Raw genomic sequence first — 24637 nt, forward strand, 5'->3', positions numbered from 1 at the left:
CCGCCGGACATCACCGCACGTCACTGACCGGATCGGCTCGCACACCGTGCGAACGACTGGGCCCTGCCCCCGGGTTCCGAGTACAAAGCGGCGGTAGGAGACGGCCGCGACAGGTGGTCGGCGTTCAGCGCGAAGGAGGGCGGTCATGGCCCCACCCATGTCCGCGAGCGGTTTCCTGGACCGGCTCAGGGAGGCGGGCGTCACCGTCGTCGAGGTCGGCGACTGGGAGCGCCACAACCGCAATCACAAGGGCCCGTGGGGTCCGGTGTACGGCGTGATGATCCATCACACGGTGACCTCGGGCAGCGAGCGCACCGTCGAGCTCTGCCGCGACGGCTACGCGGAGCTGCCCGGGCCGCTGTGCCACGGCGTCATCACCAAGGACGGCGTCGTCCACCTCGTGGGCTACGGCCGGGCCAACCACGCGGGCCTGGGCGACGACGAGGTACTCCGCGCCGTGATCGCGGAGAAGCGGCTCCCGCCGGACAACGAGGCGAACACCGACGGCAACCGCCACTTCTACGGCTTCGAGTGCGAGAACCTCGGCAACGGCGAGGACCCCTGGCCCGAAGCCCAGCTCGACACGATCGAGAGGGTCGCCGCCGCGATCTGCCGCCACCACGGCTGGACGGAGCGCTCGGTGATCGGCCACCTGGAATGGCAACCGGGCAAGATCGACCCCCGTGGCTTCACGATGGACTCCATGAGGGAGCGCGTGCGCGACCGGCTGAAGTGACCGCGGCGCCGGGCGGGACACCTGAAATCCCCGAAGCCCGTCGGCGGCACACCCCCGGAAGGGCTGCCGCCCGCCCGGCCCCACACCGCGGTTTTCGCCCGGTCCCGTCCTGTGCCCGCCTGGCGGCCGTCACCCGGCCGAACCGGCCGCTACCGCCCATGGACCCGGCTCGCCCGCCGCCCGCACACCGCCGGTCCTTCCCAAGCCCCGGCTCGCACACAGTCGGCCCCTCAAGAAACCCAGCTCACACACCGCCGGTCCCTCCCAAGGCCCGGCACGCACACCGCCGCCCCCTCCAGAAACCTAGCCCACACCCCGCCCACCGGCCTGCCAAGGCCACCCGAAGGCCCGGCATCGACGAATGGGCAATGGGCCCACCCCGGACGCATGTCCGACAATGGCAGGGTGACCCGCCCGGACATCCCCACCGCCGCCACTCTCCCCACCGCCACTAACATCCCCAGCGCCGGCAGCGCCCCCACGACCCCCCACACCCCCCAAGCAGCGCCGCTCGACCTCAATGTCCTGCGCCCCCGCCTCCCCTCACCTTCGCAGGACGTCGTCGACGACCGCTTCGACCGCCACGGTGTCCGGCTGGTGCTCAAGCGGGACGATCTGATCCACCCGGAGCTGGTCGGCAACAAATGGCGGAAGCTGGCCCTGAACCTGGCAGCGGCGGCGGGCCGTACGGTGGTCACTTTTGGCGGGGCGTACTCGAACCACCTGCGGGCCACCGCGGCAGCCGGCCGCCTGCTCGGGTTCCCCACCATCGGCGTGGTCCGCGGCCAAGAGCTGTCCGAGCGCCCCCTCAACCCCTCACTCGCACGGTGCGCGGCCGACGGCATGCGACTGCACTTCGTCGACAGATCGACGTACCGCCGAAAGTCCGAGCCGGAGACACTCGCCTGGATCCTGAGCGCGCTGGGCGCCGAGAACGGGTACGTCGTGCCCGAGGGCGGCAGCAACTCCCTTGCCGTACGCGGCTGCCGGGCGCTCGGCGAGGAGCTGCGCGGCCACGCCGACGTCGTCGCCCTGCCCTGCGGCACCGGCGGCACGCTGGCGGGCCTGGCCGCCGGGCTCGCCCCTGACCAGCGCGCCTTGGGCATACCAGTCCTCAAGGGCGACTTCCTGAGCGCCGGGATAGAGGCCCTCCAAGTCGCCGCCTTCGGCGCCCGCCGCGGCGACTGGTCCCTCGACGAACGCTTCCATTTCGGCGGCTACGCCCGTACCGCCCCCGAACTCGACACCTTCGCCGAGGACTTCGAGCAACGCCACGGCCTGTCCGTCGAACGTCTCTATGTCGCCAAGATGCTGTACGGACTTGTCGCTCTGGCCGACGAGGGCGCCTTCTCGCGCGGGACGACGGTGGCAGCCGTGATCACAGGAGCACCGCTCTCTTGAATCAGGCAGTCAACGTGACCGCTCAGGTCGTCTCCCGGAAGGCCGCCGCCTCCTCCAGGTCCAGCCTGCGCAGCAGCGTGCGCAGCATCTCGTCGTCGATGTAGCGGAGGTCCCTCAGCCGTACGAAGACCTCGCGCTCGGCGCCGATCATCTCGCGGGAGAGCCGGCGGTAGGTGTCGTCGGCGGTTTCGCCGGTCACCGGGTTGACCGCGCCGAGACGCTCCCAGACGGCGTTGCGGCGGCGCTCCAGGACCGCGCGGAGGCGGTCGGCGAGCGGTGGGGGCAGGGCGTTGCGTTCGTCCTCGAGGAGTTCCTCCAGGCGTTGTTCGGCGGCCCGGGACGCCTGCGCCTGGGCGTTGGCCTCGGCGAGCGTCTCGCTCTGCGCGTCGCGCCCCGGCAGCTTCAGGAGGCGGATCAGCGGGGGCAGCGTCAGCCCCTGCACGACCAGCGTCCCGATCACCGTTGTGAAGGTCAGGAAGAGAATGAGGTTACGGTCCGGAAAGGGCTCACCGCCGTGCACGGTGCGCGGGATCGAGAACGCGATGGCGAGCGAGACCACACCCCGCATCCCGGCCCAGCCGATGACGAAGGGCCCCTTCCAGGTGGGGTTCTCCTCCCGTTTCCGGATGCGTGCCGAGAAAATGCGTGGCAGAAAGGTCGCTGGATACACCCACACGAACCGGGTCGCGACCACGACGAGGAAGAGGGCCACCGCGTACCAGGCGGCATCGACACCCTGGTAGTCCCCAAGCCCCTCGAGGACGACCGGCAGTTGCAGCCCGATCAGCGCGAACACCGCCGACTCCAGGACGAAGGCGACCATCTTCCACACCGCCTCCTCCTGGAGCCGGGTCGCGAAATCGACCTCCCAGGAGCGGTGTCCGAGATAGAGGGCGACGACGACCACGGCGAGCACTCCGGAGGCGTGCACCTGCTCGGCGACCCCGTAGGCGACGAAAGGGATCAACAAGGAGAGGGTGTTCTGGAGAAGTGCCTCCCTCAGGTGCGTGCGCAGCCAGTGGAGCGGCACCATCATCAGGAGTCCGACCGCGACGCCGCCGACCGCCGCGAGCAGGAACTCGCCGATGCCGCCCGCCCAGGTCGCGCCCTCGCCGATCGCCGCGGCGATGGCCACCTTGTAGGCGGTGATCGCGGTCGCGTCATTCACCAGGGACTCGCCCTGGAGGATCGTGGTGATCCGCGAGGGCAGCCCCACCCGGCGCGCCACCGCCGTGGCCGCGACCGCGTCCGGCGGCGCCACCACCGCCCCCAGGACCAGTGCCGCGGTCAGCGGCAGGCTCGGCACGAGCAGGTAGGCGACCCAGCCGACTACCAGGGTCGCGAAGAGGACGTAGCCGACGGACAACAGGGCGACGGGTCGCAGTTGCGCCCGCAGATCGAGGTACGAGCTGTCGGTGGCCGCCGTATACAGCAGCGGGGGGAGCAGCAGCGGGAGCACGACGTCGGGGTCGAGTTCGTAGTCGGGCACCCCGGGGACGTAAGAGATCATCAGGCCCACGGTGACAAGCAGCAGCGGTGCCGGCACCGGGGTGCGGCGTGCGGCCGCCGCACATGCCGCGCTCCCCGCGACCAGCAACAGCAGTGGCAAAATGTGCATCGTCTTCCGCCCGCCCTCTGTTTTCGCGCGACTTCCCGCACACCCGACGTAACCTGGCAATCATGAAACAGTGCACGCACGCGGACGCGCTGCCGCACCTCGAGCCCGAGCCCCTGAGCGAGACCTGTCTGGAGTGCCTTGCCGCCGGCACGCACTTCGTGCAGCTTCGCCTCTGTCTCTCGTGCGGGCACGTCGGCTGTTGCGACTCCTCTCCGCTGCGGCATGCGACGCAGCACTTCAAGGACACCGGGCACCCGATCATGCGCACCTTCGAGCCCGGTGAGAACTGGCGTTGGTGCTTCGTCGACCACGTACTCGTATGACCCGTCGACCGCCGCGTCGACGGCATACTGGCAGGGGTCGCGGATCACATGCGCGTGTGACCCGCGATCCGGACGGTTCGACCGTCTGACGCCTGGGTACGTCAACCCGGCGCGTTCTCTTCCTAATTGGGGCCGCAGACCCCTAGCCACTGTCCGTACTCATATGCTTACTATGAGTGACAGCAAGGGGCGGGGTCCCCGGGACAGGAAACTTGGGAGCGCGGTAGCGTCACCGCTGAACCACCTAGCGCGTTACCCCGGGGGGCGACCCTCGGCCCCTGAAAGAGCTTGTACCACCATGGAGGTGAGGGTGTCCCAGATCGCAGGCGAGCCCGCGACCAAGGACTTCGTGGAAGTCCGGCTGCCCGCCGCGGGCGCCTACCTGTCGGTGCTGCGTACGGCCACGGCCGGACTCGCGGCCCGTTTGGACTTCACCCTCGACGAGATCGAGGACCTGCGCATCGCGGTGGACGAGGCCTGCGCGATCCTGTTGCAACAGGCCGTCCCCGGTTCGGTGCTCAGCTGTGTCTTCCGGCTCATCGACGACTCACTGGAGGTCACGGTCTCGGCCCCGACTACAGACGGTCACGCCCCCGCGCGTGACACCTTCGCCTGGACCGTCCTCTCCGCCCTCGCGGGCAAGGTCGAGTCCACCGTCGCCGAGGACAAGACCGTGACGATCAGCCTCTACAAACAGCGCGGCGCGGGACCCGGGCCGGCGTGAGGAACGGGGACGGGCCGGTGCGGGAGGAAGAGCGCGGCACACGGGAGCTTCCCGCCGAGCTGGTGGGCGGGCCGCGGCGTACGGCGGACGGCGTCGTCGACGGCTTTCCCGAGCAGGCCCGGCCGCACCCGGAGGACGGCGCGGTGTCCGAGGAGACCGCGCCGGCCGACGTGGACGAACGGGAGAAGCTCTCCGGCCAGGGCGACGGGCGACGGGAACCGGAGGGTGCCGCGCCGAGCACGCCCGAAGAAGGCCGGCTGGGCGTCTCCCCTGCTCGAGCGGAGCCGGGAGCTCGGGGAATGGTGACGGGCGGGACTATGAGCGAGCACGAGCGGCACGACAAGCCGGAGGCGCAGAGCGTGCAGGGCGCGCAGCACGGGCCCAGTGCCCAGCAGATCCGGCACGACCCCCGGGACCGCAGCGGGGCACGGACGATGTTCATCGAGCTGCGCAATCTCAAGGACGGCAGCGCCGAGTACGCGGAGCTGCGCAACCAGCTGGTCCGCATGCATCTGCCGCTCGTCGAGCACCTCGCGCGCCGCTTCCGCAACCGGGGTGAGCCGCTGGACGACCTCACTCAGGTCGCCACCATCGGCCTGATCAAGTCGGTGGACCGCTTCGACCCGGAGCGCGGCGTCGAGTTCTCGACGTACGCGACCCCGACGGTGGTCGGTGAGATCAAGCGGCACTTCCGTGACAAGGGCTGGGCGGTGCGCGTGCCGCGCCGTCTGCAGGAGCTGCGCCTGGCGCTCACCACGGCCACAGCCGAGCTGTCGCAGCAGCACGGCCGGTCTCCGACGGTTCACGAGCTGGCCGAGAAGCTCGCCATCTCGGAGGAGGAGGTCCTGGAGGGCCTGGAGTCGGCCAACGCGTACTCCACGCTGTCCCTGGACGTTCCCGACACCGACGACGAGTCCCCGGCCGTCGCGGACACCCTGGGCGCCGAGGACGAAGCTCTGGAGGGCGTCGAGTACCGCGAGTCCCTCAAACCGCTCCTCGAGGACCTCCCGCCCCGCGAGAAGCGAATCCTGCTCCTGCGCTTCTTCGGCAACATGACGCAGTCCCAGATCGCCCAGGAAGTCGGCATCTCGCAGATGCACGTCTCCCGGCTGCTGGCCCGGACCCTGGCCCAGCTCCGCGAGAAGCTGCTCGTCGAGGAGTAGGACCCCACCGCGGCGGGGTCCTAGGGGGGTCCGCTACTCCTCCCGGACGCCGCCCGGGCCTTGGATTCCCAGTGCCCGGGTCGTCGCCGGGTTCACCAGCAGCACCAGGGCCGCGACCGCGACGACGGCCAGGGCGATGCCCGCGGGGATCGCCACGCTGTCGGCCTGGAGCAGGTTGTAGGCGACGGGCAGCGCCATGATCTGGGTGATCACCGCGGGACCCCGGCTCCAGCTGCGGCGAAGCAGCAGTCCGCGTGTGGCCAGCAGCGGGAGCAGGGCGAGCACCAGCAGCGTCACACCGCCGGTGACGGCCTGCTGCCGGTCGTCCGGGTCGCCCATCAGGCCGAGTACGAGCAGGTAGACACCCCCCGCGGCCAAGGCGAGCCCCTCCAGCGCGGTCAGTGCCGCCGCGGCGGTCAGCCGCCCGGGACGGGGCTCTGCGGTGGAGGCTTCAGGGGTGGGATTCTGCTCACGGCTCACTCCTGAAGAGTAGCCCGCGGCCCCGGCCGGCCCAGGGCCCCGGGGGCCGCATCGCACGGGACGCGGGACTCCTCACTCGCTCCTTCGGCGCCCACGTCCCGACGTGTCCAGGCCCACCGCCCGACGCGGCCAGCCCCCCGCACGGCAGCCCAGTTCCCTCGCCCGACGTGGCCAGACTCACGGCCCGGACTCTTACTTGATCCCTACTCGGCGTGGGCCGAGTACCGCCGACTGGGTACGCTGCATCGCATGCGTGCACTTCTCGTGGTCAATCCGGCGGCAACCACCACAAGTGCGCGCACGCGTGACGTCTTGATCCACGCGCTCGCCAGCGAGATGAAGCTGGAAGCGGTCACCACCGAGTACCGCGGGCACGCCAGAGACCTCGGCCGGCAGGCCGCCGACAGCGAGGACATAGACCTGGTCGTCGCCCTCGGCGGCGACGGAACGGTCAACGAGGTCGTGAACGGCCTCCTGCACCGTGGTCCCGACCCGGACCGCCTGCCCCGCCTCGCGGTGGTCCCCGGTGGCTCCACCAATGTCTTCGCCCGCGCCCTCGGCCTGCCCAACGAGCCGGTGGAGGCGACCGGCGCCCTGCTGGACGCGCTGCGCGAGGAGCGAGAGCGCACGATCGGCCTGGGCCTCGCCGCCGGCACCCCTGGCACCGAGGACGAGTCGGTGCCCTCCCGCTGGTTCACCTTCTGTGCGGGCCTCGGCTTCGACGCGGGCGTGATCGGCCGGGTCGAGCAGCAGCGCGAACGGGGCAGGCGCTCCACGCATGCGCTGTATTTGCGCCAAGTACTACGGCAGTTTTTGGACGAACCTCATCGCAGGCACGGAACGATCACCCTGGAGCGTCCCGGCCAGGACCCGGTCACCGATCTGATCCTGTCCATAATCTGCAATACGGCACCATGGACGTTTCTCGGCAATCGTCCGGTGTACGCCTCACCTAAGGCTTCGTTCGATACCGGACTCGACGTACTGGGCCTCAGCCGCATGTCGACCGCCTCTGTTGCCCGGTATGCCACCCAGTTGCTCACTTCGTCCCCCGAACGCGGACCCCATGGCAAGCACGCGGTGTCCCTGCACGATCTGACGGACTTCACCTTGCATTCGAAGGTGCCACTCCCCCTCCAGATGGACGGCGACCACCTCGGACTGCGTACGAGCGTGACGTTCACAGGCGTACGCCGTGCACTGCGTGTGATTGTGTGAGCGGAAGGGCCCAAAGTCCTTTCACTCGAACGTTTAGACCAGGGTCCACCCCATGGAAGTACGGCTGTGACCTAGTCGACACCGAGGAATCAAAAAAAACTTTCCAGAAGGGGTTGTATCCGCCGCTGAGGTTTGCGAGTCTCTACGTGGCGATCGGGACGGCCCGCAGCATCGGCCCCACAGAGAGCCAGAACCCCTCCTCAAATCACAGGACCCCGTCAGGTCATCTGGCGTTCGGCCCTTCACTTGTTGAGGGATTCGTGAAAGCGTTCACATTCACAAGCAACGTGCATGTAATACCAAGGAGAGGTAGCAGCCATGGACTGGCGTCACAACGCCGTTTGCCGCGAGGAAGACCCCGAGCTCTTCTTCCCCATCGGCAACACCGGTCCTGCGCTGCTGCAGATCGAGGAAGCCAAGGCCGTCTGCCGCCGCTGCCCCGTCATGGAGCAGTGCCTGCAGTGGGCGCTCGAGTCCGGCCAGGACTCCGGCGTCTGGGGTGGCCTCAGCGAGGACGAGCGTCGCGCGATGAAGCGCCGCGCCGCCCGCAACCGAGCCCGTCAGGCCTCCGCCTGACGCACCACCCCGCACGAGCCTGAGCTTGGCGGCGCGTACAGCGAGTACGCTTCTCCCGCCCCCGAGCCGCAGCGCGCAGTACCCCCAATGCGCATAGCAGCGTAAAGCGTTGACAGTGGCCCCGGACCAATTGGTCCGGGGCCACTGTCATGCGCTGCCACCGGCCTTTGCGTATGCGTGGATTGCGTGCAGGTGTTGGTCGGTTGCGCTGTCGGCGCCCGCTACTTGTGCGCCACCACCGGGATGTCGAGGATCACCTGCGTACCGCGCTCCGGGGCCGCCACCATGTCGAAGGTTCCGCCCAACTCGCCCTCGACCAGCGTCCGTACGATCTGCAGGCCCAGGTTTCCCGAGCGGTGCGGGTCGAAGCCCTCGGGGAGGCCGACCCCGTCGTCCTGGACGGTGACCAGCAGCCGGGCGTCCTTGGTGCTGCCGCCACGGACGGCCGAGACCTCGACCGTGCCTCGGTCACCCTCACGGAAGCCGTGCTCCAGGGCGTTCTGCAGGATTTCGGTGAGGACCATGGAGAGCGGGGTCGCGACCTCGGCGTCCAGAATCCCGAAACGGCCGGTGCGCCGGCCGGTGACCTTGCCGGGCGAGATCTCGGCGACCATGGCGAGCACCCGGTCGGCGATCTCGTCGAACTCCACCCGTTCGTCCAGGTTCTGGGAAAGCGTCTCGTGCACGATCGCAATCGATCCGACCCGGCGTACGGCCTCCTCCAGCGCCTCCCGGCCCCGGTCCGACTCGATCCTCCTGGCCTGCAGCCGCAGAAGTGCCGCCACCGTCTGGAGGTTGTTCTTCACCCGGTGATGGATCTCCCGGATGGTCGCGTCCTTGGTGATCAACTCGCGCTCGCGGCGCCGCAGTTCGGTGACATCACGCAGCAGCACCAGCGAACCGACGCGCGTCCCCTTGGGCTTGAGCGGGATCGCGCGCAGCTGGATCACCCCCTCCCCGCTCTCGATCTCGAACTCGCGGGGCGCCCAGCCACTGGCGACCTTGGCCAGCGCCTCGTCCACCGGGCCGCGGGACGGAGCGAGTTCGGCACTCGTCACGCCGAGGTTGTGGCCCACCAGGTCGGAGGCAAGACCCAGGCGGTGGTACGCGGACAGCGCGTTCGGAGATGCGTACTGGACGATGCCGTCCGCGTCGAGCCTGATCAGCCCGTCACCGACACGCGGCGAGGCATCCATGTCGACCTGCTGGTTCGGGAACGGGAAGGAGCCTGCGGCGATCATCTGGGCGAGATCCGACGCGCTTTGGAGGTACGTCAGCTCCAGCCGGCTCGGGGTGCGCACGGTGAGGAGGTTGGTGTTGCGGGCGATGACGCCGAGGACGCGCCCTTCCCGCCGTACAGGAATGGACTCGACCCGTACGGGAACCTCTTCCCGCCACTCCGGGTCGCCCTCGCGCACGATCCGGCCCTCGTCGAGCGCGATGTCGAGCATGGGGCGGCGGCCGCGCGGGACGAGGTGGCCGACCATGTCGTCCTGGTAGGAGGTGGGGCCGGTGTTGGGCCGCATCTGAGCCACGGACACATAGCGGGTGCCGTCGCGCGTGGGGACCCACAGGACGAGGTCGGCGAAGGAGAGGTCGGAGAGCAACTGCCACTCCGAGACCAGCAGATGCAGCCACTCGAGGTCGGAGTCACCGAGGGCGGTGTGCTGGCGTACGAGGTCGTTCATGGAGGGCACACGTGCGAGCGTACCCGGCGTTTACGACAAGCCCCGAAATCAGCCGGGTCACAAGGCCACCGGCGGGGCCCGGAGACACCCGCGGGCCGCGGCGCCTGGGAGGGACCCTCAGCCCTCCCGGCACCGCAGCCCGGAGCAACAACGGCCACGGGGTGTGCGGTCCCGATCGGCCGAAGAGAGGAGCCGGGCAGTCAGGGCAGAGAGCACCGGTTCCTCGGTCCGCCTTCCTGTGCGGGGAAGACGGAGGCTTGTTCAGTTGAAGCTCTTAATGCCTTGCCCATTCATTGTGGACTAGACCATGCTCCTGCGTCCATGGTGCCGGTGTCCATGCGCGGGCGGATGTTTGTTGTTGTCTCTTTATCCAACATACGCAAGCATCCACCACGCAGACTAGCCCGCCGGGCATCACGAGCGGGGCCAGATCGCCATCGCCAGTTCGGCCAGGGCTTCCAGCTCCTCCTTGGTGGCCCCGTCGCGGGCCTGCTGGGACATTCCCTGGATCATGGCCCCGACGTGCCGGGCGAGTGTCGAGGCGTCGGTACTCGAAGGCAGCTCACCTGCGGCGATCCCCGCCTTTATACGACTCTCGAATGCAGCGATGTTGGCATTGCGCCGCTCGCGCAGGGATTCGTCGACCTCCGGCGAGGTGCAGTTGGTGGCCGCGTGGATGACCAGACAGCCGTGCGGGTGACCCGGGTCGGTGTACTCGGCGGCGGCCTCGCGCAGCATCCGCTCCACTGCGGCTCGGGCCGTGGGCTCCTCGGCGAGGGCGCGCTCACCGAACGAGCCGTACTTCGTGCCGTACTCGCGGACGACCTCGTCGAAGAGCGAGCGCTTGTCGCCGAACGCGGCGTACAGACTCGGGGCTCCGATGCCCATGACGCGCGTCAGGTCGGCGACGGAAGTCGCCTCGTACCCGTGCTCCCAGAAGGCGAGGACCGCCTTCTCCAGCGCGGTCTCGCGGTCGAAGGAACGGGGACGGCCGCGCGGCTTGACCGGCGCTCTGACCGGCGCCTTGACCGTCGCCTCGGCCTCCACGCCGCCGCCCGTCGGGTCGTCCAGCTCGGTCTGCTGCCTGCTCACCATGGGATGGATTTTATAACGGGTGCTAGAGAAATGTCGGTGGGCTGTTGTACGGTTTTTTCTGTAACGACCACTAGCGAAATGCGAAGGGGGGCGCCGACATGGGCGTGCTTGCAGGCAGGACGGCACTCGTCACGGGCGGCAGCAGGGGCATCGGGCGGGGCATCGCCGAGCGGCTGGGGAGGGACGGTGCGCGGGTGGCCGTGCACTACGGCAGCAATGAGACCGCGGCGAAAGAGACCGTCGCCGCGATCGAGGCAGCGGGCGGATCGGCGTTCGCGATCGGAGTGGAGCTGGGTCGGCCGGGCGACGCGGAGGCCCTCTGGGAGGCCTTCGACCGGCACGCGGAGGGTCTGGACATCCTGGTGAACAACGCGGGGATCGGCACCTCGGCGGCGCTCGGCGAGATAGACGAGCAGGAGTACGACAAGGTCTTCGCGGTGAACGTGAAGGCGCCCCACTTCATCGTCAAGCACGGCCTCGGCAGGCTGCGGGACGGCGGGCGGGTCGTCAACATCTCCTCGGGGCTCGCGCGGACCGCGGCCATGCCGGACAAGATGGCGTACGCGATGACGAAGGGCGCTCTCGACGTCTTCACCCGCGATCTGTCCAAGGTCCTCGGCCCCCGGGGCATCACCGTGAACTCGGTGGCACCGGGCATCATCGACACCGACGTCAACGCCGGATTCCTGCACGCGAGCGAGGAGGCATGGGCCCAGGCCGCGTCGATATCGGCGCTGGGGAGGGTGGGGACAACGGCGGACGTCGCGGATGTGGTGGCGTTCCTGGCCTCGGACGCGGGGCGTTGGGTGACGGGCAGCTGGGTGGACGCGACCGGGGGTTCGCTGACGTAGGGCCGGCCCCGGGTCCGGCCAGCTCGACGAAGGGGTGGGGCGGGGTGCAGGAACGGGAGGCGTTCGACACGATGAGATGGCGAGGCTCTGCTAGATTGGTCTATACCACATGAGTCCCCCTTTGGATTCCAGTCGAGTCCCCTCTCCAGATCGGCAGGCCCAGCGTGGAAGTTGTCATCGTCCCGGACGCCAAGGCGGGCGGCGAGCTGATCGCCGAAGCCATGTCGGAGCTGCTCCGAAGCAAGCCCGACGCTCTGCTCGGCGTGGCCACCGGCTCGACTCCGCTGCCCATCTACCAAGCGCTGGCGGCGAAGGTGAGCTCCGGTGCCGTGGACGCCTCGCGTGCCCGGATAGCGCAGCTCGACGAGTACGTGGGGCTGCCGGCCGACCATCCCGAGTCGTACCGGTCGGTGTTGCGGCGTGAGGTGCTGGAGCCGCTCGGGCTCGGCCTGGACGCGTTCCTGGGGCCGGACGGCACCGCCGAGGACGTACGGGCCGCGTGCGAGGCGTACGACGCGGCGCTGGCCTCGGCGGGCGGAGTCGACCTCCAGCTGCTCGGGATCGGTACCGACGGGCACATCGGATTCAACGAGCCGTGCTCCTCGCTCGCCTCGCGGACCCGGATCAAGACGCTGACCGAGCAGACCCGCGTCGACAACGCGCGGTTCTTCGAGGGCGACATCGAGCAGGTGCCGCACCACGTCATCACGCAGGGCATCGGCACGATCCTGGAGGCGCGGCACCTGGTGCTGCTCGCGACGGGCGAGGGCAAGGCCGACGCGGTCGCGGCGACCGTGGAGGGGCCGGTCGCCGCGGTGTGCCCGGCCTCGGCACTCCAGCTCCACCCGCACGCCACCGTCGTCGTGGACGAGGCGGCGGCGTCCAAGCTGAAGCTCGCCGACTACTTCCGGCACACCTTCGTCAACAAGCCGGACTGGCAGGGTATTTAGGGGGTCCCACCGCGACCGGTCACGGACACGCGGACGCACGCGGAGCACGAACGCGGACGGATACACGGTCGCGGCCGCCCGGGCGCGGAACGCGAACGCCCGGGCGCGGAACGTTCGGACGCGGAACGCTCGGGCGCGGACACGGAATGCTCGGGCGCGGACACGGAACTCGCGGCCGCGGAAGCACAGCCGCAGATGCGCAGTCACAGCCGTACGGACGCGGCTACACGGTCCCAGTCGCAGCCGTACGGACGCGGCTACACGGTCGCCCGGAAGCAGATGCGCGAAGGTACCTGGCCGCCCCCGTGAGCGGCCAGGCACCTTCGTATATGGGGAACCGCGGGGCTGCTACTGCCCCGCGATGACCTCCGCCGCCGCCCGGCCGCAGACGTTCGCGGCGCCGTGCGTGGCGATGTGGAGGGCGCCCCTCGGCGGGGCCTGAGGTACGCCCATCTCGACCACGACGGTGTCGGGGCGAGCGGCGAGGAGGGTGTCGAGGGCCGTCGACATCCAGGGGTGGCGGTGTTCGTCGCGGACGACGGCGACGATGCGACGGCTGCCGGCGGCGGAGAGCGCCACCGGCCCTGCGTCCTCACCGGCGAAGCTGCCGGTCTCCGTGCCCGGGAGCAGACGGCTGAGTTCCGCCGTCACACCCCAGGGGGTCTCGTCGCCGACGGCGATGTTGAAGACGGGGGTGAGGGCGACGATGTACGGCGCCTCGGTGACCGGGACGTACGTCTCACTGCGTGTCACGGTGATCGCCCGGCGGGCGGCGACGAGTCCGACCTCGGCAAGCCCTTCCGGGCCGGCGGCCGTCCTCGATCCGGCAGCAGCCGCGGAGGCCGTCCACCGGGCGAGCGCCCGTACCCGCTCCGCCGCGTCCGCGAGGCGTTCCTCGGGGAGTTCGCCGGAGCGCACCGCCGAGACGAGGGCGTCGCGGAGGAGACGTACGGTGTCGTCGTCCGACAGGCCGCCGCCCACGCAGATCGCGTCGGCGCCCGCGGCGATGGCGAGGACGCTGCCGCGCTGGATGCCGTAGGTGGCGGCGATGGCCTGCATCTCCATGCCGTCGGTGACGATGAGACCGTCGTAGCCGAGTTCCTCGCGGAGCAGGCCCTGGAGGATGCGCGGGGAGAGCGTGGCCGGGCGGTCGGGATCGAGCGCCGGGACCAGGATGTGCGCGCTCATCACCGCACGGGTGCCGGCGGCGATCGCGGCGCGGAACGGCGCGAGGTCGCGGGCGTCGAGCACCGACAGATCGGCGTCGATACGCGGCAGCGCGTGGTGCGAGTCGACCGCCGTGTCGCCGTGCCCCGGGAAGTGCTTGGTGCAGGCCGCGACGCCCGCCGCCTGGAGGCCGGTGACGTAGGCGGCCGTGTGCCGGGCCACCAGGTCGGTGTCGGCGCCGAAGGAACGTACACCGATCACGGGGTTGCCCGGGTTCGAGTTCACGTCCGCGGACGGGGCCCAGTTGAGGTTCACCCCGCACGCGGCCAGGCGGCGGCCGAGTTCGAAGGCGACGTCGCGGGTCAGCGCGACGTCGTCGACCGCGCCCAGGGCGTGGTTGCCGGGGAAGGAGGAGCCGGTGTGGACCTCCAGGCGGGTGACGTCGCCGCTCTCCTCGTCGATGGCGACGAGCACGTCGTCGCGTTCGGCGCGCAACTGGGCGGTCAGGGCCGCGACTTGGTCGGGTGTGGCGATGTTGCGGCTGAACAGGCCGACCGAGGCCAGGCCCTCTCCCAGGTGCCGGAGCAGCCAGTCGGGGGCGGTGGTGCCTGTGAAGCCGGGCTGGAGGACAGTCAGCGCGTCGCGCGTGAGCGTGTCCGTACCACTGGCGAGTGTCGTCATCAGGTGGCGTTATCCCTTCACAGCGCCTGCGGTGAGGCCGCTGACGGCCCTGCGCTGAAGGAAGACGAAGAGGATCAGGATGGGAATGGCGAAGAGCGAGGACGCCGCCATCGTGGCCCCCCAGTCGTCCCCGAAGACCGTCTTGAAGCTGCTCAGCCACAGCGGGAGGGTCTGGGCCTCGATGTCCTTGTTGAGGATGAGGACCATGGGGAACTCGTTCCAGGCGGTGATGAACCCGAAGAGCGAGGTGGCCATCAGGCCGGGCGCGAGCAGCGGGAAGATCACCTTGATGAAGGCCTGGGTGCGGGTGCAGCCGTCGACCATGGCCGACTCCTCCAGCTCCTTCGGCACGGCGGCGACGTAGCCGCGCAGCGTCAGGATGGTGAAGGGCAGCACCATGATCATGTAGAAGAGGGTCAGCGGGACCAGACTGTTCAGCAGGTCGGCGTCACGCACCAGCATGTAGACCGCGATGACCATGACCTCCCAGGGGGCCATCTGCGCGACCATGAACGTGAGGATGAAGCCGCGCCTCCCCTTGAACCGCATGCGTGCGAGCGCGAACGACGCGAGCAGTGCGATGACGAGCGACAGCAGCACCGAACACACCGTGACCGTCAGGGAGTTGCCGACCAGCGTCCAGAAGTGGTCCGCGTCCATGGCCACCTTGAAGTGCTCAAGGGTGGCGTCGGTCGGGAAGAAGACGGGGGTCTCGGAGATGATGTCGCCGGTCGGCTTGAAGGCCGTGGCGAACATCCAGTACACGGGGAAGGCGAAGATCACGAAGAGGACGATCGCCGTCGCGTTCGGCCACAGGCGGCTGATCAGGGAGTTCTTCACAGCTCGTCGTCCTCCTGCTTGATGACGGTCCGGAGGTAGAACGCGGTCAGGGCCAGCAGCGTCAGGATGGTGAGGAACGAGATCGCCGCCCCCATGCCGAAGTGCTGGTTGCCGACGCCCTCGACAAAGGCATAGATCGGCAGGGTCTCGGTGAGCCGGTCGGGGCCGCCCTTGTTCAGGGCGAAGATCTGGGTGAACGACTTGAAGACCCAGATGACCTCGAGGAAGGTCGTGGCCCAGAGGAACGGCCGCAGGAAGGGGAAGGTCACCGAGGTGAAGGACTTCCAGGCGCCGGCGCCGTCCAGGGAGGCGGCCTCGTACAGCTCTTTGGGGATCGTGGTCGTCGCGGCGTAGAGGTTGATCGCCACGAAGGGTATGGACTGCCAGACGATCAGCAGCGTGACCACGAAGAAGGTGGAGAACTGGGTGCCGAACCAGTTGTAGTCGGCCATGGAGTGCCAGCCGAGCTTGTCCAGGATCCAGTTGACGACCCCGAAGCGCTGGGCGAACAGCCACTGGTACACGGTGGTGGCCGCGAGCATGGGCATCGCCCAGGCCAGCACCAGTCCGAGCAGCAGCGTCAGTCTCATGCGCTTGCCGAGCCGGGCCAGGAGCAGGCCGGTGAGGGTGCCGAACGCCATGATGAGGACGACGTTGGCGGCGGTGAAGACAACCGTCCGCGCGGCGACGTTCCAGAACTCGGAGCCGGACAGCACCTCTTGGTAGTTGTCGATCCCGTTCCACTCGGTGAGGTGGAGGATCAACTGCCGCGGGTTGAGGTTCTGGAACGACAGCATGCCGTTCTTCACCAACGGCCAGCCGAGGAGCACTGCGGTCGCCGCCAACGCGGGCAGCAGGAGCAGATAGGGGGCGGACGCGCCGCCTCGCTTCCGCGTCGGGTTCTGTCCCTCACCCGGTGGGGATACGTCGGATTTACCTGTCCCGGCCGCCGGGACTGAGTCCGCGCGTTCGGTCTGCACTGACATGCTCGCCATCTCTCTGTGGCCCTACTGGTCATGCACCACGGCGTCGGGGCGCCCCCGTGGGGAGGGCGCCCCGCGCGCGGGCGATCAGCTCGTCTGCGAGAGACGCTTGTTGATCTCGTCCTCGACCTGTGCGGCCGCCTCGGCGGGCGTCTTGCCGTTGAGCACGGCGGTCATGTAGGCCTTGATCGGGTTCGGGTCGTTCTCCACCGCGGCCCACTCGGGGATCAGCGGCGTGGTGCCACCACCGGCCGCGGCCGGGGAGCCCGCCACGGCGGCCGGGTTGTCCGCGAGGTTGGGCAGGAGCGACACCTTGTTCGGGGTGACGCCGTTCTCCTTGGCGAGCGCGCCCTCGAACTTGTCGGACAGGGCCAGCTTCAGGAACTCCTTGGCGAGGTCCTGCTTCTTGCTGCCCGCGGCCACGGCGAGGTTGGAGCCACCGAGGAAGACGCCCTCGGGCTTGGCGGCCGTCTCACCCGGGATGGTGAAGTAGCCGATGTCCTTCTCGATGGCCTTGTTGGCCGCGATGGCCGTGCCGGCCTCCCAGCCCATGCCGATGAAGGCACCGACGTCACCCTTGGCGAAGACCTCGGCCTGCTGCGGGGTCGCCTCGTCCTTGTCCTTGGGAGCCTTGGAGAAGGACTGGTACTCCTTGTAGATCTCCATGGCCGCGCTGACCTTCGGGTCCGCGAGGTTGGAGACGTACTTGTCGCCGTCCTTCTTCACCAGGTCGGCACCCTGGCCGATGGTGAGGCCGTCGAAGAAGTACCAGTTCTGACCCGGCAGGTAGAGCGGCTCGGCGTCCGTCTTGCTGTCGATCGCCTTGAGGTCCGTGAAGAACTCGTCGCGGGTCTTCGGGGTGTCCGTGATGCCGGCGTCGGCCCAGACCTTCTTGTTGTAGATGACGACGCGGTTGACGACGTACCACGGGGCCGCGTACTGCTTGCCGTCGAAGACGGAGGACGCGTTGATGGTCTCGGTCCAGTCGGTACCGATCTCCGCCTTGAGGTCCGTCAGGTCGGCGAGACCTCCGGTGGCCGCGTAGGCGGGGGTCTGGGTGTTACCGACCTCGATGACGTCCGGCGGGTTCTCCTCGGAGAGCGCCGTGGTGATCTTCTGCTGGATACCGTTCCACTGCTGCGTCTCGAACTTCAGCGTGGCGCCGGTCTGCTTCTCGAAGGCCGCCGTCAGGTCCTTGGTCCAGTTCGGAGGCGTCGAGCCGTCCATGGCCCAGACGGTCAGGGTCTCGCCCTTGAAGCCGTCGGCGCCGGTGTCGCCGCTGTCGCCGTCGTCGCCCCCACACGCCACGATGGAGACCATCATGCCCGCGATACCCATCGCGGCTATCAGCTTGCGCTTCACGCCATCCTCCTCAGGGATGCCACAATCCCCCCTGCCCACCGCGTGACACACGCCGAGTACTGCCCGTGGGGCTGGGACCTGGACCAATGGTGTAGACCAGTACGGGGAGCTTGGCCTAGACCTAGAACGGGTGTCAAGGGTGTGTAAGCCCGTCCAGTCGGACGTTATGGGACCGACATACGCAGGGACCTTTAAGTAGGTAAGTGACATAACAGGCAGGCGCGTTCACGCGTACACGCGACCGGTCCGCGTCCGATGGACTAGACCAACCATGAACGCCGAGGGTATAAGAGGGGATCACGGAGCGTGCGGGGGGATACTCGCACGGCAAGCCGTGCCACGATGTGAGCCGTGGCCGATCGGGATGTCGGTCGCTTCGGCACCGGAGCCGGGAAGGCAGGACATGAGCACCGACGTCAGCAGTGCGGAGAACGAGGGTGGGGCCCCCATCCGTACCGCGCGCGTGCCCAAGTACTACCGCCTGAAGAAACACCTGCTCGACATGACGGAGACGCTCCCGCCGGGCACCCCGGTACCGCCCGAACGCACCCTGGCCGCGGAGTTCGACACCTCCCGCACCACCGTCCGTCAGGCCCTCCAGGAACTCGTCGTCGAGGGCCGCCTCGAACGCATCCAGGGCAAGGGTACGTTCGTCGCCAAGCCGAAGGTCTCCCAGGCGCTCCAACTCACCTCGTACACCGAGGACATGCGCGCCCAGGGCCTCGAACCCACCTCCCAGCTCCTGGACATCGGCTACATCACCGCCGACGAGACCCTCGCCGGCCTGCTCGACATCACCGCGGGCGGCCGCATCCTGCGCATCGAGCGACTGCGCCTGGCGAGCGGCGAACCGATGGCGATCGAGACGACCCACCTGTCCGCGAAGAGGTTCCCCGCCCTGCGCAGGTCGCTCGTCAAGTACACCTCCCTCTACACCGCGCTCGCCGAGGTGTACGACGTCCACCTCGCCGAGGCCGAGGAGACCATCGAGACCTCACTGGCCACCCCGCGCGAGGCCGGCCTGCTCGGCACCGACGTCGGCCTGCCCATGCTGATGCTCTCCCGCCACTCGCTCGACAGACACGGCGAGCCGGTGGAGTGGGTGCGGTCGGTGTACCGGGGAGACCGCTACAAGTTCGTGGCCCGCCTGAAGCGCCCGCAGGACTAGCCGCTATCACGCACCCCCAGGACTGGTCGGTATGAAGCTCTCCCAGGACTAGCCGGTATCAAGCACCCCCAGGAATAAACCACTTGGGGTGACGCAGGAGGTGTAGCGCTGCTCCTCTTCCTGTTCTACGGTCCTCCCGTCATCGCATGGACGGGAGGACGACCCGGTGCGCACCGCGAACACTCGATCCATCGTCATCTGGACCCTCGTCGCGCTGGTCGGTGCCGCGGGCTGGTCCGTACTCGCACTCGCGCGGGGCGAGGAGGTGTCGGCCGCCTGGATGGTCGCCGCCGCGCTCTGCTCGTACGCCATCGCCTATCGCTTCTACTCGAAGTTCATCGCCTACCGGGTGCTCAGGCTCGACAGCACCCGGGCGACCCCGGCGGAGCGACTCAACGACGGCATCGACTTCCATCCGACCGACCGGCGCGTACTGCTCGGCCACCACTTCGCCGCGATCGCGGGGGCGGGCCCGCTCGTCGGCCCCGTACTGGCCGCGCAGATGGGCTACTTGCCCGGCACCATCTGGATCATCGTCGGCGTGATCTTCGCGGGGGCGGTGCAGGACATGGTCGTCCTGTTCTTCTCCACGCGCCGCGACGGCCGTTCGCTGGGGCAGATGGCCCGCGAGGAGATCGGCCCGTTCGGCGGGGCCGCCGCGCTGGTCGCCACCTTCGCCATCATGATCATCCTGCTCGGCGTGCTCGCCCTGGTCATCGTCAACGCGCTCGCACAGTCGCCGTGGGGCACCTTCTCGATCGCGATGACCATCCCGATCGCCCTCCTGATGGGCTTCTACCTGCGGGTACTGCGCCCTGGCCGGGTCTCCGAAGTCTCCCTGATCGGCGTCGCACTTCTCCTGCTCGCGCTGATCGCGGGCCGCTGGGTCGCCGAGTCCTCCTGGGCCGACACCTTCACCCTCGCCCCCGCCACCCTGGTCATCTGGATGGTGGCGTACGGCTTCATCGCCTCGATCCTCCCCGTGTGGATGCTCCTCGCGCCCCGCGACTACCTCTCCACCTTCATGAAGATCGGCACGATCGCGCTGCTCGCCCTCGGCGTGGTCATCGCGCTGCCCACCCTCAAAATGGACCCGGTCACGGACTTCGCCTCGCGGGGCGACGGCCCGGTCTTCGCCGGCTCGCTCTTCCCGTTCGTCTTCATCACCATCGCGTGCGGCGCACTGTCGGGCTTCCACTCGCTCATCTCCAGCGGTACGACGCCGAAGATGATCCAGAAGGAGACACAGATCCGGATGATCGGATACGGCTCCATGCTCATGGAGTCGTCGGTCGCCGTGATGGCGCTGGTCGCGGCCAGCATCATCGACCCGGGCCTGTACTTCGCGATGAACGCGCCGTCCGGGGTCATCGGCACCACGGTCGAATCCGCGTCCCAAGCAGTCGCGAACTTCGGCTACACCATCTCACCCGCGGACCTGGCGAAGGCGGCCGAACAGGTGGAGGAAGCGACCCTCCTCTCCCGCACGGGCGGCGCACCCACTCTCGCCCTCGGCGTCTCGGAGATCTTCTCCCAGGTCACAGGCGGGAGTCTGCGCGCCTTCTGGTACCACTTCGCCATCATGTTCGAGGCACTGTTCATCCTGACCGCCCTCGACGCGGGCACGCGTGTGGGCCGGTTCATGCTCCAGGACATGCTGGGCAACGTCTACCGGCCCTTCAGGAACGTGAGCTGGAAGCCCGGCCTCGTCATCACCAGCGGCATCGTGTGCGCGCTGTGGGGCTACTTCCTCTGGGTCGGCGTCCACGAACCGCTGGGCGGCATCAACCAGCTCTTCCCGATCTTCGGTATCTCCAACCAGCTCCTGGCCGCGGTCGCCCTGGCGGTCTGCACCACACTCCTCGTGAAGTCCGGACGCCTCAAGTGGGCCTGGGTGACAGGGATTCCACTCCTCTGGGACGCGGTCGTCACCCTCACCGCGAGCTGGCAGAAGGTCTTCTCCAGCGACCCGCGCGTGGGCTTCTTCAAGCAGCGTTCGGTGTACCAGGACGGCATCGACGCCGGCAAGGTCCTGTCACCGGCCAAGAACATGGACGACATGCACACGGTCGTCACCAACTCCACGGTGGACGGCGTCCTCGCGGCGGTCCTGGCCGTCCTGGTCATCGTCGTGATCGCGGACGCGGCCAGGGTCTGCATCCGCCACATCCGCCGCCCCGCGCTCTCCACCCTGACCGAGGCGCCGTACGTGAAGTCGAAGATCATCGCCCCGGCCGGCCTGATCCCGACCAAACAGGAGAGGGCGGAGGAACGCGATGCGGTCGGCGCTACACAAAGCGATTAACGGAATCCGTTGGTATGTAAGGGAATTGACGGACGAATCAGCATACGACCGCCATATCGCGCACATCCGAGAAGACCACCCCGCCACACCCCTCCCCACCCGGCGCGAGTTCGAGCGGATGCGAACGGACCGCCAGGAGAAGGACCCCCGGCAGGGGTTCCGCTGCTGCTGAGGACGCATATACGGCTATCCGGACGCCATTTGCAGACTGACATACGGACAGGGGTTCCGCTTACCGGACTTCGTCGCCTAGATTGCCTGCGCGTTACACAGGTGATCAGCGAGGGGACGGAGCCGCCATATGTCAGATGCGCCTGAAGTGAAGCCACCGGTGGTGACACCGGTCCGGGTGGTGATCGGCCTCTGCCTGCTCGCGCCGTTCGTAGCGATGCTGTGGGTGGGTTCGTACGCCAAGACCGACCCGGCCTTCATCGGGATCCCGTTCTTCTACTGGTACCAAATGCTCTGGGTGTTCATCTCGGCCGCCCTCACCATGACCGCGTACAAGCTGTGGCAGCGTGACCAGCGCGCCCGCAAGAGGGGTGCCGGAGCATGAACGACGGCGTGAACGGCGTCGCACTCGCCGTCTTCATCTTCTTCTTCCTGGCCGTCACGGTCATGGGCTTCCTCGCCGCACGCTGGCGCAGGGCGGCCGACGAGCAGAGCCTGGACGAATGGGGCCTGGGCGGCCGGTCGTTCGGCACCTGGGTCACCTGGTTCCTGCTGGGCGGCGACCTCTACACGGCGTACACCTTCGTGGCCGTGCCGGCGGCGATCTACGCGGCGGGCGCGGCCGGCTTCTTCGCCGTGCCGTACACGATCCTCGTCTACCCGCTGATCTTCACCTTCCTCCCCCGCCTCTGGTCGGTGTCGCACAAGCACGGCTATGTGACGACCTCGGACTTCGTGAGAGGCCGCTTCGGCTCGAAGGGCCTTTCACTCGCCGTAGCGGTCACCGGCATCCTCGCCACGATGCCGTACATCGCCCTCCAACTGGTAGGCATCCAGGCGGTCCTGGACGTCATGGGCGTAGGAGGCGGCGACGACACCAACTGGTTCGTCAAGGACCTCCCCCTCCTGATCGCCTTCGGCGTGCTCGCGGCATACACCTACTCCTCGGGCCTCCGCGCCCCCGCCATGATCGCGTTCGTGAAGGACACCCTGATCTACATCGTGATCGCGGTGGCCATCATCTACATCCCGATCAAGCTGGGCGGTTTCGACGAGATCTTCAAGGCGGCGAACGACAAATACACGGCAGCCGGCGCGGGCGGAACCGTCCCGGCCGCAGCGGGCCAATGGACGTACGCCACCCTCGCCCTGGGCTCGGCGCTGGCCCTGTTCATGTACCCGCACTCGATCACCGCGACGCTCTCCTCCCGCAGCCGCGAGGTGATCCGGCGCAACACCACGATCCTCCCCCTGTACTCCCTCATGCTGGGCCTCCTGGCCCTGCTCGGCTTCATGGCGATCGCGGCCGGGGTGAAGGTGGAGAACGCCCAACTCGCCATCCCCCAGCTCTTCGAGAACATGTTCCCGGACTGGTTCGCGGGCGTGGCCTTCGCGGCGATCGGCATCGGCGCCCTGGTCCCCGCCGCCATCATGGCCATCGCGGCGGCGAACCTCTTCACCCGCAACATCTACAAGGACTTCATCAAGCCGGACGCGACGCCCGCCCAGGAGACCAAGGTCTCCAAGCTGGTCTCCCTCCTCGTGAAGGTCGGCGCCCTCGTCTTCGTCCTCACCATGGACAAGACGGTCGCCATCAACTTCCAGCTCCTTGGCGGCATCTGGATCCTGCAGACCTTCCCGGCCCTGGTCGGCGGCCTCTTCACCCGCTGGTTCCACCGCTGGGCCCTCCTCGCGGGCTGGGCCGTCGGCATGCTCTACGGCACCCTCGCCGCGTACGGCGTGGCCTCCCCCACCCAGAAGCACTTCGGCGGCAGCTCCAAGGAGATCCCCGGCATCGGCGAGATCGGCTACATCGGCCTGACGGCGTTCGTCCTGAACGTCCTGGTGACCGTCGTCCTCACCTTCGCCCTCCGCGCCTTCAACGCCCCCGACGGCATCGACGAGACCAGCCCCGAGGACTACACGGCAGACGCCGGCGACAAGGGCGTACAGGTAGAACTCCCGCCGGCCACGGCGGGAACAACGCACTGACCACCGGGTAGGGGCCGTGGGGGTTCTCGCCCCCTCCGCCCCTACCCATCCCGCACCTGGGGGCCGCCCCCAGACCCCCGCAATCACGCTGAACGCGCTCTTCCTCAAACGCCGGACGGGCTGAAACCCGTACCCCCGGCTGAGACCTCCCCCGGACGTGCTGCTGGTGGCTGCTGCCACGCCCCACCGGCAGAAGGGGACGTGCCGGAACGTCCGCCCGCAGCGGCTGGCGCGTCAACGCCGTTCCCCTCTTGGGTAAACGATTCCGCGCCAGACCGAGGACGGATGCTCCGGTACGGCCCCGACCCACGACGGCGGCGAAATCCGGCAGCCCCCTGACCGCACCCTCCGGCACACTGCCCCCCATGGACATCGTCATCAGACGGGCACGCCCCGAGGACTACGACACCGTCGGCGAGATCACCGCGCAGGCCTACCTGGGCGACGGCCTGCTCGACTTCGGCGAGAGCGACGGATACCTCGCCGAGCTACGGGACGTCGCCAAACGGGCAGCGGCCGCCGAGGTGCTCGTCGCCGTCGAAGGCAGCCAACTGCTCGGCGGCGTGACCTTCGTACCGGCCGGCGGCCCCATGTCCGACATCGCCCGCCCCGGCGAGGCCGAGATCCGCATGCTCGCCGTCGCCCGCCCGGCCCGCGGCCGAGGAGCCGGCGAGTCCCTCGTCCGCGCCTGCATAGCCCGCGCCCGCACCACCGACGGCTGCGAACGCGTCGTTCTCTCCACCCAGCGCACCATGCACACGGCCCACCGCATCTACGAACGCCTCGGCTTCACCCGCAACCCGCAGCGCGACTGGAACCCCGTCCCCCACCTGGACGACATCCTGCTCCTCACCTACGAGTTGCCCCTCTGACACCCTCCGAAGCCGACACGACACAACATGTGGGGGTACTACCGAGACCCGGCACAAGATGTATGCTCATGCTCGCTGTCGCCGCAGGGGAATCCGGTGTGAATCCGGAACTGTCCCGCAACGGTGTACTTATGCGCGTTCGTTCGCGTACGGAGTCCAGTCCGAGGACCTGCCGACAGTGTGCCCGGGCCGGCCGGCCCGGGTGACATGACGTCCGGGCCTCGCGGAATGGGCCGGTGGACGCGGCGCATCGCTGTCAGAAGGCGTGCGCTC

The 24637-nt window shown here is 68.7% G+C and carries 23 protein-coding genes and 1 riboswitch; of the genes, 15 read left to right on the forward strand and 8 right to left on the reverse strand.

Annotated elements, in window-relative coordinates; genetic code table 11:
* Positions 1-145 precede the first annotated feature (145 nt).
* Together ACFVKT_RS16820 and ACFVKT_RS16825 are read left to right on the forward strand one after the other, a co-directional pair.
* Positions 146-736, forward strand: coding sequence for an N-acetylmuramoyl-L-alanine amidase (locus tag ACFVKT_RS16820; protein WP_385732018.1), 591 nt, complete (start codon positions 146-148; stop codon positions 734-736).
* A 405-nt stretch (positions 737-1141) separates the two neighbouring features.
* A complete protein-coding gene (locus ACFVKT_RS16825) occupies positions 1142-2137 on the forward strand; it encodes a 1-aminocyclopropane-1-carboxylate deaminase/D-cysteine desulfhydrase (RefSeq protein WP_385732020.1) in 996 nt (331 codons plus the stop codon).
* Positions 2138-2159: 22 nt separating this feature from the next.
* Here the strand turns inward: ACFVKT_RS16825 and ACFVKT_RS16830 are convergent, their stop codons facing one another.
* A complete protein-coding gene (locus ACFVKT_RS16830) occupies positions 2160-3755 on the reverse strand; it encodes a Na+/H+ antiporter (RefSeq protein ID WP_385732022.1) in 1596 nt (531 codons plus the stop codon).
* Positions 3756-3817: 62 nt separating this feature from the next.
* Between ACFVKT_RS16830 and ACFVKT_RS16835 the strand changes: the two genes are divergently transcribed.
* The 3 genes from ACFVKT_RS16835 to ACFVKT_RS16845 all read left to right on the forward strand — a co-directional run bounded on the left by ACFVKT_RS16835 (position 3818) and on the right by ACFVKT_RS16845 (position 5965).
* Entirely contained in the window at positions 3818-4078 is a 261-nt protein-coding gene (locus tag ACFVKT_RS16835) for a UBP-type zinc finger domain-containing protein (protein ID WP_385732024.1), read from the forward strand.
* A gap of 310 nt (positions 4079-4388) precedes the next feature.
* Entirely contained in the window at positions 4389-4802 is a 414-nt protein-coding gene (locus ACFVKT_RS16840; protein ID WP_266454474.1) for an anti-sigma regulatory factor, read from the forward strand.
* Positions 4799-5965 (forward strand): RNA polymerase sigma factor SigF, encoded by a 1167-nt coding sequence (locus ACFVKT_RS16845; protein ID WP_385732026.1) that lies wholly within the window; start codon positions 4799-4801, stop codon positions 5963-5965. The genes ACFVKT_RS16840 and ACFVKT_RS16845 overlap by 4 nt, the downstream gene beginning before the upstream one ends.
* A 33-nt stretch (positions 5966-5998) precedes the next feature.
* On the opposite strand, the gene ACFVKT_RS16850 is transcribed toward ACFVKT_RS16845, so the two are convergent.
* Positions 5999-6445 (reverse strand): hypothetical protein, encoded by a 447-nt coding sequence (locus ACFVKT_RS16850; protein WP_385732028.1) that lies wholly within the window; start codon positions 6443-6445, stop codon positions 5999-6001.
* 249 nt (positions 6446-6694) lie between these two features.
* Between ACFVKT_RS16850 and ACFVKT_RS16855 the strand changes: the two genes are divergently transcribed.
* Together ACFVKT_RS16855 and ACFVKT_RS16860 are read left to right on the forward strand one after the other, a co-directional pair.
* Entirely contained in the window at positions 6695-7663 is a 969-nt protein-coding gene (locus ACFVKT_RS16855; RefSeq protein ID WP_385732030.1) for a diacylglycerol/lipid kinase family protein, read from the forward strand.
* Positions 7664-7981: 318 nt separating this feature from the next.
* Positions 7982-8239, forward strand: a complete 258-nt coding sequence (locus ACFVKT_RS16860; protein WP_016639615.1) for a WhiB family transcriptional regulator — start codon at positions 7982-7984, stop codon at positions 8237-8239.
* A gap of 221 nt (positions 8240-8460) precedes the next feature.
* Here ACFVKT_RS16860 and ACFVKT_RS16865 read toward each other — a convergent pair whose 3' ends face one another.
* Complete coding sequence (locus tag ACFVKT_RS16865) at positions 8461-9927, reverse strand: sensor histidine kinase (RefSeq protein WP_385732149.1); 1467 nt, start codon at positions 9925-9927, stop codon at positions 8461-8463.
* A gap of 414 nt (positions 9928-10341) precedes the next feature.
* Positions 10342-11022: a TetR/AcrR family transcriptional regulator gene (locus ACFVKT_RS16870; protein WP_385732032.1), complete on the reverse strand. Its 681-nt coding sequence runs from the start codon at positions 11020-11022 to the stop codon at positions 10342-10344.
* A 98-nt stretch (positions 11023-11120) separates the two neighbouring features.
* On the opposite strand from ACFVKT_RS16870, the gene ACFVKT_RS16875 reads away from it, so the two are divergent.
* On the forward strand, positions 11121-11873 hold the full coding sequence (locus ACFVKT_RS16875; protein WP_385732034.1) for an SDR family oxidoreductase: 753 nt from the start codon (positions 11121-11123) through the stop codon (positions 11871-11873).
* A gap of 164 nt (positions 11874-12037) precedes the next feature.
* Positions 12038-12823 carry a glucosamine-6-phosphate deaminase gene (gene nagB, locus ACFVKT_RS16880; RefSeq protein WP_385732036.1) on the forward strand — a complete coding sequence of 262 codons (786 nt, stop codon included), beginning with the start codon at positions 12038-12040 and terminating at the stop codon, positions 12821-12823.
* A 348-nt stretch (positions 12824-13171) separates the two neighbouring features.
* Here nagB and ACFVKT_RS16885 read toward each other — a convergent pair whose 3' ends face one another.
* The 4 genes from ACFVKT_RS16885 to ACFVKT_RS16900 all read right to left on the reverse strand — a co-directional run bounded on the left by ACFVKT_RS16885 (position 13172) and on the right by ACFVKT_RS16900 (position 17856).
* On the reverse strand, positions 13172-14671 hold the full coding sequence (locus tag ACFVKT_RS16885) for a glycoside hydrolase family 3 protein (RefSeq protein ID WP_385732038.1): 1500 nt from the start codon (positions 14669-14671) through the stop codon (positions 13172-13174).
* Between the two features lie 9 nt (positions 14672-14680).
* Positions 14681-15511, reverse strand: coding sequence for a carbohydrate ABC transporter permease (locus tag ACFVKT_RS16890; RefSeq protein ID WP_385732040.1), 831 nt, complete (start codon positions 15509-15511; stop codon positions 14681-14683).
* Complete coding sequence (locus ACFVKT_RS16895; protein ID WP_385732042.1) at positions 15508-16497, reverse strand: carbohydrate ABC transporter permease; 990 nt, start codon at positions 16495-16497, stop codon at positions 15508-15510. Before ACFVKT_RS16895 ends, ACFVKT_RS16890 begins: the two co-directional genes overlap by 4 nt.
* Positions 16498-16581: 84 nt before the next feature.
* Positions 16582-17856: an extracellular solute-binding protein gene (locus tag ACFVKT_RS16900; RefSeq protein WP_385732044.1), complete on the reverse strand. Its 1275-nt coding sequence runs from the start codon at positions 17854-17856 to the stop codon at positions 16582-16584.
* A 403-nt stretch (positions 17857-18259) separates the two neighbouring features.
* Here ACFVKT_RS16900 and ACFVKT_RS16905 point away from each other — a divergent pair, with 403 nt between their 5' ends.
* From ACFVKT_RS16905 to ACFVKT_RS16930, 6 genes are all read left to right on the forward strand, one after another.
* On the forward strand, positions 18260-19024 hold the full coding sequence (locus tag ACFVKT_RS16905) for a GntR family transcriptional regulator (RefSeq protein WP_384382628.1): 765 nt from the start codon (positions 18260-18262) through the stop codon (positions 19022-19024).
* Positions 19025-19190: 166 nt separating this feature from the next.
* The gene (locus ACFVKT_RS16910; RefSeq protein WP_385732046.1) at positions 19191-21329 is read left to right on the forward strand and encodes a carbon starvation CstA family protein; all 2139 of its coding nucleotides are present in this window, start codon (positions 19191-19193) and stop codon (positions 21327-21329) included.
* Positions 21301-21501, forward strand: a complete 201-nt coding sequence (locus ACFVKT_RS16915) for a CstA-like transporter-associated (seleno)protein (protein ID WP_385732048.1) — start codon at positions 21301-21303, stop codon at positions 21499-21501. Before ACFVKT_RS16910 ends, ACFVKT_RS16915 begins: the two co-directional genes overlap by 29 nt.
* A 129-nt stretch (positions 21502-21630) precedes the next feature.
* Positions 21631-21885, forward strand: coding sequence for a DUF3311 domain-containing protein (locus ACFVKT_RS16920; protein WP_384382631.1), 255 nt, complete (start codon positions 21631-21633; stop codon positions 21883-21885).
* A complete protein-coding gene (gene mctP, locus ACFVKT_RS16925; protein ID WP_385732051.1) occupies positions 21882-23492 on the forward strand; it encodes a monocarboxylate uptake permease MctP in 1611 nt (536 codons plus the stop codon). Before ACFVKT_RS16920 ends, mctP begins: the two co-directional genes overlap by 4 nt.
* A 365-nt stretch (positions 23493-23857) precedes the next feature.
* Positions 23858-24364 carry a GNAT family N-acetyltransferase gene (locus ACFVKT_RS16930; protein WP_385732053.1) on the forward strand — a complete coding sequence of 169 codons (507 nt, stop codon included), beginning with the start codon at positions 23858-23860 and terminating at the stop codon, positions 24362-24364.
* Positions 24365-24396: 32 nt separating this feature from the next.
* A riboswitch (cobalamin riboswitch) is annotated at positions 24397-24556 on the forward strand.
* Positions 24557-24637: the final 81 nt, after the last annotated feature.

The sequence above is a fragment of the Streptomyces sp. NPDC127595 genome (genome assembly GCF_042671685.1).
Lineage (GTDB): Bacteria > Actinomycetota > Actinomycetes > Streptomycetales > Streptomycetaceae > Streptomyces.

Excerpts from the sequence above, each read along its gene's own strand:
- ACFVKT_RS16820 (WP_385732018.1), top strand. The coding sequence starts at position 146 with ATGGCCCCACCCATGTCCGCGAGCGGTTTCCTGGACCGGCTCAGGGAG.
- ACFVKT_RS16830 (WP_385732022.1), bottom strand. The coding sequence starts at position 3,755 with ATGCACATTTTGCCACTGCTGTTGCTGGTCGCGGGGAGCGCGGCATGT.
- ACFVKT_RS16835 (WP_385732024.1), top strand. The coding sequence starts at position 3,818 with ATGAAACAGTGCACGCACGCGGACGCGCTGCCGCACCTCGAGCCCGAG.
- ACFVKT_RS16855 (WP_385732030.1), top strand. The coding sequence starts at position 6,695 with ATGCGTGCACTTCTCGTGGTCAATCCGGCGGCAACCACCACAAGTGCG.
- ACFVKT_RS16860 (WP_016639615.1), top strand. The coding sequence starts at position 7,982 with ATGGACTGGCGTCACAACGCCGTTTGCCGCGAGGAAGACCCCGAGCTC.
- ACFVKT_RS16865 (WP_385732149.1), bottom strand. The coding sequence starts at position 9,927 with ATGAACGACCTCGTACGCCAGCACACCGCCCTCGGTGACTCCGACCTC.
- ACFVKT_RS16870 (WP_385732032.1), bottom strand. The coding sequence starts at position 11,022 with ATGGTGAGCAGGCAGCAGACCGAGCTGGACGACCCGACGGGCGGCGGC.
- ACFVKT_RS16875 (WP_385732034.1), top strand. The coding sequence starts at position 11,121 with ATGGGCGTGCTTGCAGGCAGGACGGCACTCGTCACGGGCGGCAGCAGG.
- ACFVKT_RS16885 (WP_385732038.1), bottom strand. The coding sequence starts at position 14,671 with ATGACGACACTCGCCAGTGGTACGGACACGCTCACGCGCGACGCGCTG.
- ACFVKT_RS16895 (WP_385732042.1), bottom strand. The coding sequence starts at position 16,497 with ATGTCAGTGCAGACCGAACGCGCGGACTCAGTCCCGGCGGCCGGGACA.
- ACFVKT_RS16905 (WP_384382628.1), top strand. The coding sequence starts at position 18,260 with ATGAGCACCGACGTCAGCAGTGCGGAGAACGAGGGTGGGGCCCCCATC.
- ACFVKT_RS16915 (WP_385732048.1), top strand. The coding sequence starts at position 21,301 with ATGCGGTCGGCGCTACACAAAGCGATTAACGGAATCCGTTGGTATGTA.
- ACFVKT_RS16920 (WP_384382631.1), top strand. The coding sequence starts at position 21,631 with ATGTCAGATGCGCCTGAAGTGAAGCCACCGGTGGTGACACCGGTCCGG.
- mctP (WP_385732051.1), top strand. The coding sequence starts at position 21,882 with ATGAACGACGGCGTGAACGGCGTCGCACTCGCCGTCTTCATCTTCTTC.
- ACFVKT_RS16930 (WP_385732053.1), top strand. The coding sequence starts at position 23,858 with ATGGACATCGTCATCAGACGGGCACGCCCCGAGGACTACGACACCGTC.